Source organism: Fluviicola sp. (assembly GCF_030151805.1).
Classification (GTDB): domain Bacteria; phylum Bacteroidota; class Bacteroidia; order Flavobacteriales_D; family Crocinitomicaceae; genus Fluviicola.
This window is the reverse complement of record NZ_JASLCN010000441.1, coordinates 1-8,833: the sequence shown is the minus strand read 5'-3', so window position 1 is coordinate 8,833 and position 8,833 is coordinate 1. Positions and strand designations below refer to the sequence as shown.

The following is an 8,833-nucleotide window of genomic DNA, read 5'->3' as shown; positions in this document are numbered from 1 at the left end:
ATCCTGATGAGCTTGTGGAGGCTGTGAGGAAAGCAGCAGAAACCATGAGTAAAGATCTGCTGGAAATGCAGTTCAATACCTTGTTTTCCAATATGGAACGATCAAAAAACAACCAGAAACTCATTTTAAAAACCGCTGAAAGGATTTATTCCGTCAACATACAGGATATTGTGCGTTGTGAATCGGAGAAAAACTATTCGACCTTTTACCTGCAGAGCGGCAAAAAATTGCTTGTATCGACCACTTTGAAAGAATATGAAACGATGCTGGTTCCAATGGGCTTTTTCAGAAGTCATCAATCACACCTGATCAACATGTTTTATTTCGATCATTACCTGAAAGGAGACAGTAATACGATTGTCATGAAAGATAAAACAGCCATTCCGCTTGCAATCCGCAAAAAGGAAGAATTTTTAAACCTGCTTAAAACGCTCTGAAACAAATTTCCCTGATTTATCAACGAACTTCCTGACAATGGCTTCGAATGTTCATTTCTGAAAATAGGGTCTGTAATCTCCTGTATTTTTGTTGGAAAATCTGCTTGGTGCTCTCAGTAAGGAAGAGGGTAAGCAGACTTTGCAACAGCCCCAATCCGTTAATTCAAATTACAAGAAATGAAAAAAATCAGTTTAAGCTTTCTATTTATCAGTATGTTCCTGCAGTGCTATTCGCAAAGACTTTCGGGCATGTTGGAGAACGGAGTGAACAAAAAGGCGTTCAGTAAAGCTTTGGATAAGATTGCAGAAAAGCCCGGCCGTTCATTTTATAAACCCGGCAATCTCCAATACATTGGAACAGACATCGGGAGTGACGGATTTGAAGCTTTTGATAATAATATTTACGCTGATGTGGAGAAGAACGGGGATGATTTGACCGTCATTCTTTACAAAGGGAATTCCTCTTCAAAAGAGTTTCCATTTTGTAAATATTATCATGGATATGATGCAGGAAACATGAAAAAAACGAACTTCCGAAAGCTGGATGGAGATGTATATGCTTTAGTCACAGATCTGGACAGATTAAACGGTCAAAAGGATTTCATCCTTTATTCCGAAGCGAAAGGACTCTATTTCCATTTGTTGCATTATGACACGGAACAAGGGACAAAAACAGGAGGCGGTTTTTATAAAAAAACGAAAGACGAGAAAATTGCTTCTGCTGATTTGGAGGAAGAAAAAAAGGGTTTTGCAAGTTATCTTGACCGGTATGAAAAAGCGGTAGCAGCATACCGGAATAATCAAAAGCAACTGGCCATTAAAACCATCATGGATAAGCCGGATGAGGGTATTGTATCTGACTTTCAGAAGCAACATACAGGCAAAGTCTTATTCGGGAATAAAGTCAGTGAAGAAAACAAATTCATGGCAGCTTCCTACAAATCAACGTTTACACTGGATGAAAAAATCAGCTGTAGTTTTTTCCTGGATAAAGGACTAACGAAATGTATCGATACAAGCTCAGCTGTGATCAAAGAAAATCTGAGTGAGCGAAAGGAAAGTAAGTTTCGAATAAAAGTCACGATTGATGGTGTCAAATCAGGAAACAATATCATTTACATTCAAAATGTTTCCGCCAAATCTAAAACGAGTGGTGTTTTTGATTTGGTATTGCGAAATGCAACTAGCGGAAATAATTACTGGTTACAATCCCTGTTTCCTGAAAAGATTGAAGATAAAGAGCACGTCGTGAAAGTTGAAATACTACCGGAGGGCGATTTAAATACGGTCATTGCTTCAGGAACCTATACCTATATTCCTAAAAAAGCAGCTAAAGTACCGAATGGGGTTACTTGTAATCCGGCCGCAGAAATTAAGAATGCTTCTATTTTGGCCTTAAAACCGCGGTTAAAAGAAATAGCCGCTTATGGTATTGCACTCTACAATAAAAAAGAAGGCCGTAATTACTCTTTTGTCAACTTAACCATTGTGAGTGAGTGGAATACAACAGTGGATGAGTTCGGGTTTAACAGTACCTTTTTGTATGTGACACTTCATTGCAAAGACTCCAAAGGGAACTCCTTTTTGTTCACAGATAAATTTGAGAGCAACGATAAATCGGATATGGGATATTTTGAGGCTTTATCCAAACGGGATTTCAATGTGAATTTATGTGACCAATAGCCGAAATGTGAAGAGAAATCACCTTTGAAAAGCTGGCCGGGAAGTTGAAATCTTATCCGTTTTCAATTTCCCGGTTGATGATTTGACGTTCTTTTTTCCGGTCCGATTTTCGATTGTCCGATTTGATTCTTTGGTCACACTTGTTTTGATCACTGTCGAAGTGCATGGCATATTCCGTCAACCAGGAACCTTGTCGGATCATGACACCGTTCCAGACACAATCACTGTAGCAAATGTGTTTGGAATATATTCCGAAATTCCGGTGTTTGATTCTTTTGTCTTTTAAAATCAACTGCTGATTTTTCCGTATTTGTTCCCACACTTGTTCTTGGTCACCTTTTGTTAGTTCTTTCCCTAAGTACTCGACTTTAACAAAAGTTACCGGGTCCTTGAGCTGAAGAAAATCAAAACTCTTTTTGAATGTTTTGTGGGCGTATTCACGCACGGATAACTTATCCGCAAGAGTTAGTTTCTCATTTTCTACGATTGACCGGTAAAGCCCCAATGTGTTAAAGTCTTTGTATTTCTTGTAGTTATCAATATAGAAAAAGTATTCGTCCGGTGAAAAGGTCTTGAATTGTTTTCCGATTTGCATAGTTTGAGTTTTAAATGGTCGTAATCAATCCGACAGCATTTCTGAAATAGAAGGTGTTTTTCTTTTTAAGGTAAATATACAAAAAAAATTAGTTGACTCAAAAAGAAATTTTTGGTTAATATTGTGGCCTGAAACAGACACACTTAGTTCGACTTCCTTATTGCTAAAAATCATGAAATTTATTAAAGCGCTTGTACTTATTTGTATATCAATAAGTGGTATAAGTATCCAAAAGGCCCCGGATATTCATCAGAAATTCGATAGTATTTATTTCGCGACGGCAGTAACGATTTCAGCTACAGATATTCATAAGGCGATCCGGATTGCGGATTCATTGTACCGGAATTCAACTTTGGAGATCCATCAATTGAAAGCATTGATGCTTTCTTCTTCTTTGTTCCAGCAAAAAGGCGACATCAAAAAATCGGTTCAGTATGCCGTAAAGGCTGATTCGATTGCCGTAAAGAACAAAATTTACGATTGGGAAGCCCGAATTGCCGGATTTCTATCTACGCAATACCGGATCATGGGGTTGTATGAAGAGGGTGAGGAATACCTTGAAAAGGGGAAAGAGGTTAGCAATAAAATCGAAAATGAACAGATGAAGAAGCTGTATCTTGGGTTGATTTACCAGGAAACGGCTTATTATGAAATTGAATACGAGGATTTTAAGAAGGCTTATAAAGCAGCGAAGCGCGCGGACGGATATTTCAATCAGCTGGTTTACAGCGAACAGGACAGAACTTATTTCTTAGCTACGAATGAACAGCTGCTTGGACGTATTTGCATCGGATTGAAAAAATGGGATGAGGCCTTCGCTCATTATACTAAAGCTTCGGAGCAATTGACAAAAGTGACGCAGGAAAGCGCCATGTTGAGTGGTTTCATTTACAGTGGATTGGGAAGGATTTACCTGGAAAAGAAAGATTTAGTCCCGGCATTTGAAAATCTCCGGAAAGCAGAAGAAATCGTTGAGCAATCCGATTATCTGGAACTAAAAATCGAAGTGTATAAAACGCTGGCAGATTATTATCAGGTCACCAAAGATTATATAAAGTCTTCGAAGTACAACAACAAGTACATTGAAGCGCTGGAATTAAGTGAGAAAAAGAAGAAAGAATCCATCACGGATTTTGTTAAGACGACCAAATCCAAAGGAAAGGCTCTTGCACACAATCGAAACTTGTTATTCATCCTATCCATTGTATTGTGTGTGGTGGTGGTTTTGACTTTTGTGTGGCACAGAAGAAGCCGGAAACGCGAGCGTGAGCGCTTCAGGGATGTCATGAAGAAAATGAGACAGGCTCAATACGAGAGAGAACAGGGGAAATCTGTTGCTGCCGTAATAGAAAAGAAAGATCCGTCCAACAAGAAAATGATGTCGGAGGCGATTGAAGCGAAGATTTTAAAGGACCTGAAAGAGTTTGAAAGCGGAACAAAGTACACCGATAAGCAGATTTCCCTTCCGATTCTTGCGGGAATGTTAAAGACCAACACGAAATACCTTTCTCATGTATTGAACACTTATCTGAACAAGGATTTCAATACCTATATCAACGAACTCCGGATCAAATACATTATTGAAAAAATGGAGCAGGAGGAGAGGTTCAAAAACTATAAGTTGAGTGTCCTGGCAGAAGAATGTGGTTTTTCATCCCACAGCAAATTCTCTGCTGTGTTCAAATCCGTAACAGGGTTTTCCCCATCTACTTTTTTACAGTATTTGGAAGAAAGCAAGTAAGAATACGGGAATAAACGATCTGTGGAATCTGCACGATATCCAATTATAGGTTGTGTATGAAAATATAGGTGATCATTTACGTGAAATAAAACTGACTAAGGCTTTGCGCTTAAAGATAAGACGTACTTAGTAAACGCTAAAGATGCAAAGGACACAGAGGATTTTATTACCCTCTACGGATCCCGCGAATGGTTGGTGCCCGGATTTAATAATTGAGACTTGAATTTAAGAAAGACTGTTGTTTCGCGAACGGTCTTTTTTGTTGTACCGAAAAATTTCTACGGCGTATTTTGAGTTTTTCCGGGCTGCTTTTCCATGAATTTGCCCCTTTATTGCCCCAACGCAATGCTAAATCGGTTATGAACTTGTTTTGGTTTTAATCCTTTGTTTGTCAGGTGTCTGATTGCTTTTTAAGCTGTTTAAATTCAGGAATTTGAACATACATCTGACCTTCTCGAGCTGCTTTCCGGGTCTATATTCGCACCAAATTTTTAAACAATAACTAAAAATATTTTCTCAATGATGAAAAAACTATTCACCGTGTTAGGGTTCTCCTGGCTGTGCCTGTTGGCATATGGAAATGGAAGCCCGACACATTTTTCGTGTGAAGATGATGTCAGTGTCATACAAAGTCATTATTCGATTTGCTTTGGTGATGCAATTCAGGCAGGAGTTGCCACCGATCTTTCTCTAAACATTTCATGGAGTGTTGCGCCTCAAACGGGAGCAAGCAAAGCATCCGGAACCGGAAAAACGACCGGAGACCTGGTTTTCTCAAAGCCCGGAACGTATCAGATTACTTTTGATATTCCCGCTCACGGAGATCACCCGGGTAAAACAGAAACTGTAACGGTAGAAGTGAGCAGTGCCCGCATGATTTTTGACCTGGAAAAGGTTGCATTCTCAAGACCGCTTAGTACTGGTGATGCATCCGGAATTGTGATGACGGTTCCTGTCATCTTGCAAACGTATGACGGACAAGCGTACACGTATTCCATGCGTGAAGTACAAACAACCGGTGTAGCCAATGTTTCTTCCCGTTTGAAAAATGACCGGACTGTCCTGAAGAATGGCGCGAATGAGCTTTCATTCGAATTGTCGGGTGCAGTTTCTACGAAAGGAAATATCCAGTTCCGTGTTTACGATGCCAAAGGAGAAGCCCTCTTTTTTAACTACTCAATTACAAACTAACATGAAAAAGAAATCACTTTTCAACAAAGCAACATTTCATGCCGCGGTCATTGGTATTGGGTCTCTCATTTTGTTGGGTTCAAAAGCCCGGGCACAGTCTTCGGGTTGCAACCCGCTTCAGCCGTATGATCAAATCCAATCCGGATTTCATACGACGATTGCTTCCCGTCCGGACGGGACATTTCTTATTTGGGGGGCAGGTTCAACAGCTAACGGAAATGGTTCAGCAGCGGCAAGACATCTGACACCGGTTGTAATCGAACCGAATGCGGGAATTCCTGCACAACACTACAATTATACGGGAGCACCGCTTTTTGCAACATTGGCTACTCAATCTTCCGGTACCACACAGGCATTTGTACTTTCCACAAACGGACTTTATTCGTGGGGAGCCAATAATGTTGCAATTGGAACAGGATTGGATAATCTGACCGGGTTTGCACAAATCTCCATGCCGGCAGGAATTGTTCCAACAGATATTAAGAACATGATTGCATCCTGGGGAGCATTGGTTTTGCTCACACATTCGGGAGAAGTATATGTAAGTGGCCGTAATGATGCTATTCACGGAATCGGTGGAGTTTCACCGGGAGCCGGTGATAATTATTGGGCAAGAGTAACCAGAGATATAACAGGAAACCCTCCGCTCACCGGGGTGGTTGATATCCGGGTTACTCCTGCAGGCGCATTTGCGGTAACTTCTACCGGTCAGTGGTACACGTGGGGAGCGAGATGTTACAGAGGTGACGGTTCGGCAGTAGCGACTTACAATCGGGCGGTTGCGATGACCACACCGTTTTCAGGTCTTCCTGTAATGATTGCCATGACTGCTGATTTTGGAAACAATACCTGGAATGATGCGAGCAACAGAGCAAGTTATTACGCGATCAACCCTGCAGACAATAAATTGTATGCCATGGGAAGTAACGGAAACGGACAACTCGGGCAAGGAAATACAACCAATTCTACGGGATGGGTTCCTGTAAGAAGCTCAACGAATACGGCAGATCTTGCCAATGTTATTTTTGTTTCTGCAAATGACAATGACGGATCACCCGGAACACCCAATGCTTCTGTTTCAGTAATTCTTTCCAACGGCGAATTATGGTCCTGGGGTTCTAATAACAATGAAATGATCGGTGTGCCCGGAGGAACAGGGAATCATACTTTACCGAAAGTTCCAAATGGGTTTAACCCCGGGACGGATCACGCAACCTATGTAGAAGTAGGAGGACATACTACAGCAATCATGAAACTATGTGCCGAAAGATATTGCTACATGGGGCATAAAATTGACGGTTCGATGGGAGACGGGGTATCGGGAACGAGCACGGTTTCTACATTCGACTGTGCAAATACGCCAGTAGGTTTGATTTGTGGTTCCAGTACGTATGACGCAGGAGATGCGCCGCTTTCGTATGAAAACGGAAATCCTGCCACGCACTATTACATGTGTGGAGATGCGATTTACCTGGGAACAATTCAACCGGATCCGGACAATGGTTTAAGTAATAATGTAGCACCCGGTGCAAATAATACCGGTACAAATGGTGACGGCGCAGATGAGGATGGGTTGGCAATTCCTTTGTCACATACCACTGCTAATCCAAATTTCTCAACTGCGCTGACCTTTACCAACAATTCGGGAAGCAATGCCAATGTTTATGCATGGGTTGACTGGAACAATGACGGGGTGTTTTCTCAGAATGAGATTTTCACGGCTTCCGTTCCTTCATCGAATGATCCTCAGACCGTAAATCTTCAATGGAATGGTGTTTCAACTTCTTGTGGAAACAAGTATGCCCGCGTCAGAATAACAACTGAAGCGTTAAACGACAATCCTGCAACTGCAACAATTGACGAGAGAAGTTTTGGCCCCGTTATTCATGGTGAAGTAGAGGATTTCTTTGTAGATGTGGATATTCTATCGAACCTTGCAGGTGATTGCGATGGAGACGGAGTTACAAACGGACAGGAAATTACGGACGGAACGGACCCCGGAAACGGTTGTAATTTTCTGTTGGCAAGTCAGGGCACTCCAGATGCTGCATGGAACGCAGGAGATTGTGACGGTGACGGAGTAACCAACGAACAAGAAGTTACGGATGGAACGGATCCCTTGAATCCATGTCAATTACAAGTGGCAAGTATTACACTTCCTCAAAGCGGATCCTGGCTAAGCGGTGATTGCGATGGTGACGGAATTACCAACGGAAACGAAGTTACAGACGGAACGGATCCGAATAACCCGTGTAGTTTTGTTTTGACAAGTCAAAGTACGATGCCTGATGCGTCATGGAATAGTGGCGATTGTGATGGTGACGGAGTGACGAACAGCACAGAAGTTACTGATGGTACGAATCCGTTGAATGCGTGCGAATATAACGCTGCACACATCACTTTGCCGGTAACGGTAACAAATTGCCCTCCGGTAGCAAACGGCGATGCAGCAACAACAGCTGAAGACACTCCGGTTGGTATTCATGTTCCTTCCAACGATACGGATTACAATGGTAATCTGGACAATACCAGTGTAACGGTTGTAAACCCGCCATCTAACGGAACGGTAACAGTTGATCCTGTTACGGGCGAAATTACTTACACACCGAACCTGAATTTTAACGGAGTGGATACCTTGATTTACTCGATTTGCGATACAGGAATACCTGTATTGTGTGATACGGCTCTGGTCATTATCACGGTAACTCCGGTAAATGATGCTCCGGTAGCCAATCAAGATACGGCAACTACGGATGAAGACGTTCCGGTTGTCATCCATGTACCCTCAAACGACACAGACCCTGACGGAAACCTGAACAATACAAGTGTCACAGTTGTTAATCCGCCAACAAACGGAACAGCAACAGTTGACCCAATAACAGGTGAGATTACCTATACACCGAATCCGAACTTCTACGGAACCGATACCTTGATTTACTCGATCTGCGATACGGGAATGCCTGTATTGTGTGATACCGCGCTGGTTATTATTACTGTCAACTCAGTGAATAATCCACCGGTAGCGAACGAAGACACGGTAACTACTGATGAGGACACTTCAATTGTCATTGATGTACCTGCAAACGATACGGATGCTGACGGAAATCTGGATGAACCGAGTGTCACCATTGTTACTCCACCAACAAATGGTACAGTGACAGTTGATACGGTTACAGGAGAAATTAC

Annotated in this window: 6 protein-coding genes; 5 read left to right on the top strand and 1 reads right to left on the bottom strand. The window is 41.9% G+C overall.

Features of this window, described 5'->3' with window-relative positions:
- Together Q1V93_RS16725 and Q1V93_RS16720 are read left to right on the top strand one after the other, a co-directional pair.
- Positions 1-437 (top strand): LytTR family DNA-binding domain-containing protein (locus Q1V93_RS16725; RefSeq protein ID WP_300666240.1); only part of this gene is annotated, 437 nt, incomplete at its 5' end.
- 177 nt (positions 438-614) lie between these two features.
- Positions 615-2,120: a hypothetical protein gene (locus Q1V93_RS16720; RefSeq protein ID WP_300666238.1), complete on the top strand. Its 1,506-nt coding sequence runs from the start codon at positions 615-617 to the stop codon at positions 2,118-2,120.
- A gap of 52 nt (positions 2,121-2,172) precedes the next feature.
- On the opposite strand, the gene Q1V93_RS16715 is transcribed toward Q1V93_RS16720, so the two are convergent.
- Positions 2,173-2,715 carry a hypothetical protein gene (locus Q1V93_RS16715; RefSeq protein ID WP_300666237.1) on the bottom strand — a complete coding sequence of 181 codons (543 nt, stop codon included), beginning with the start codon at positions 2,713-2,715 and terminating at the stop codon, positions 2,173-2,175.
- A 172-nt stretch (positions 2,716-2,887) separates the two neighbouring features.
- Here Q1V93_RS16715 and Q1V93_RS16710 point away from each other — a divergent pair, with 172 nt between their 5' ends.
- The 3 genes from Q1V93_RS16710 to Q1V93_RS16700 form a co-directional block, all read left to right on the top strand.
- A complete protein-coding gene (locus tag Q1V93_RS16710) occupies positions 2,888-4,456 on the top strand; it encodes an AraC family transcriptional regulator (protein WP_300666235.1) in 1,569 nt (522 codons plus the stop codon).
- Between the two features lie 522 nt (positions 4,457-4,978).
- Positions 4,979-5,647: a hypothetical protein gene (locus Q1V93_RS16705; protein ID WP_300666233.1), complete on the top strand. Its 669-nt coding sequence runs from the start codon at positions 4,979-4,981 to the stop codon at positions 5,645-5,647.
- A gap of 1 nt (position 5,648) precedes the next feature.
- Positions 5,649-8,833: Ig-like domain-containing protein (locus Q1V93_RS16700; protein ID WP_300666231.1), on the top strand; the 3,185-nt coding region annotated here is incomplete at its 3' end.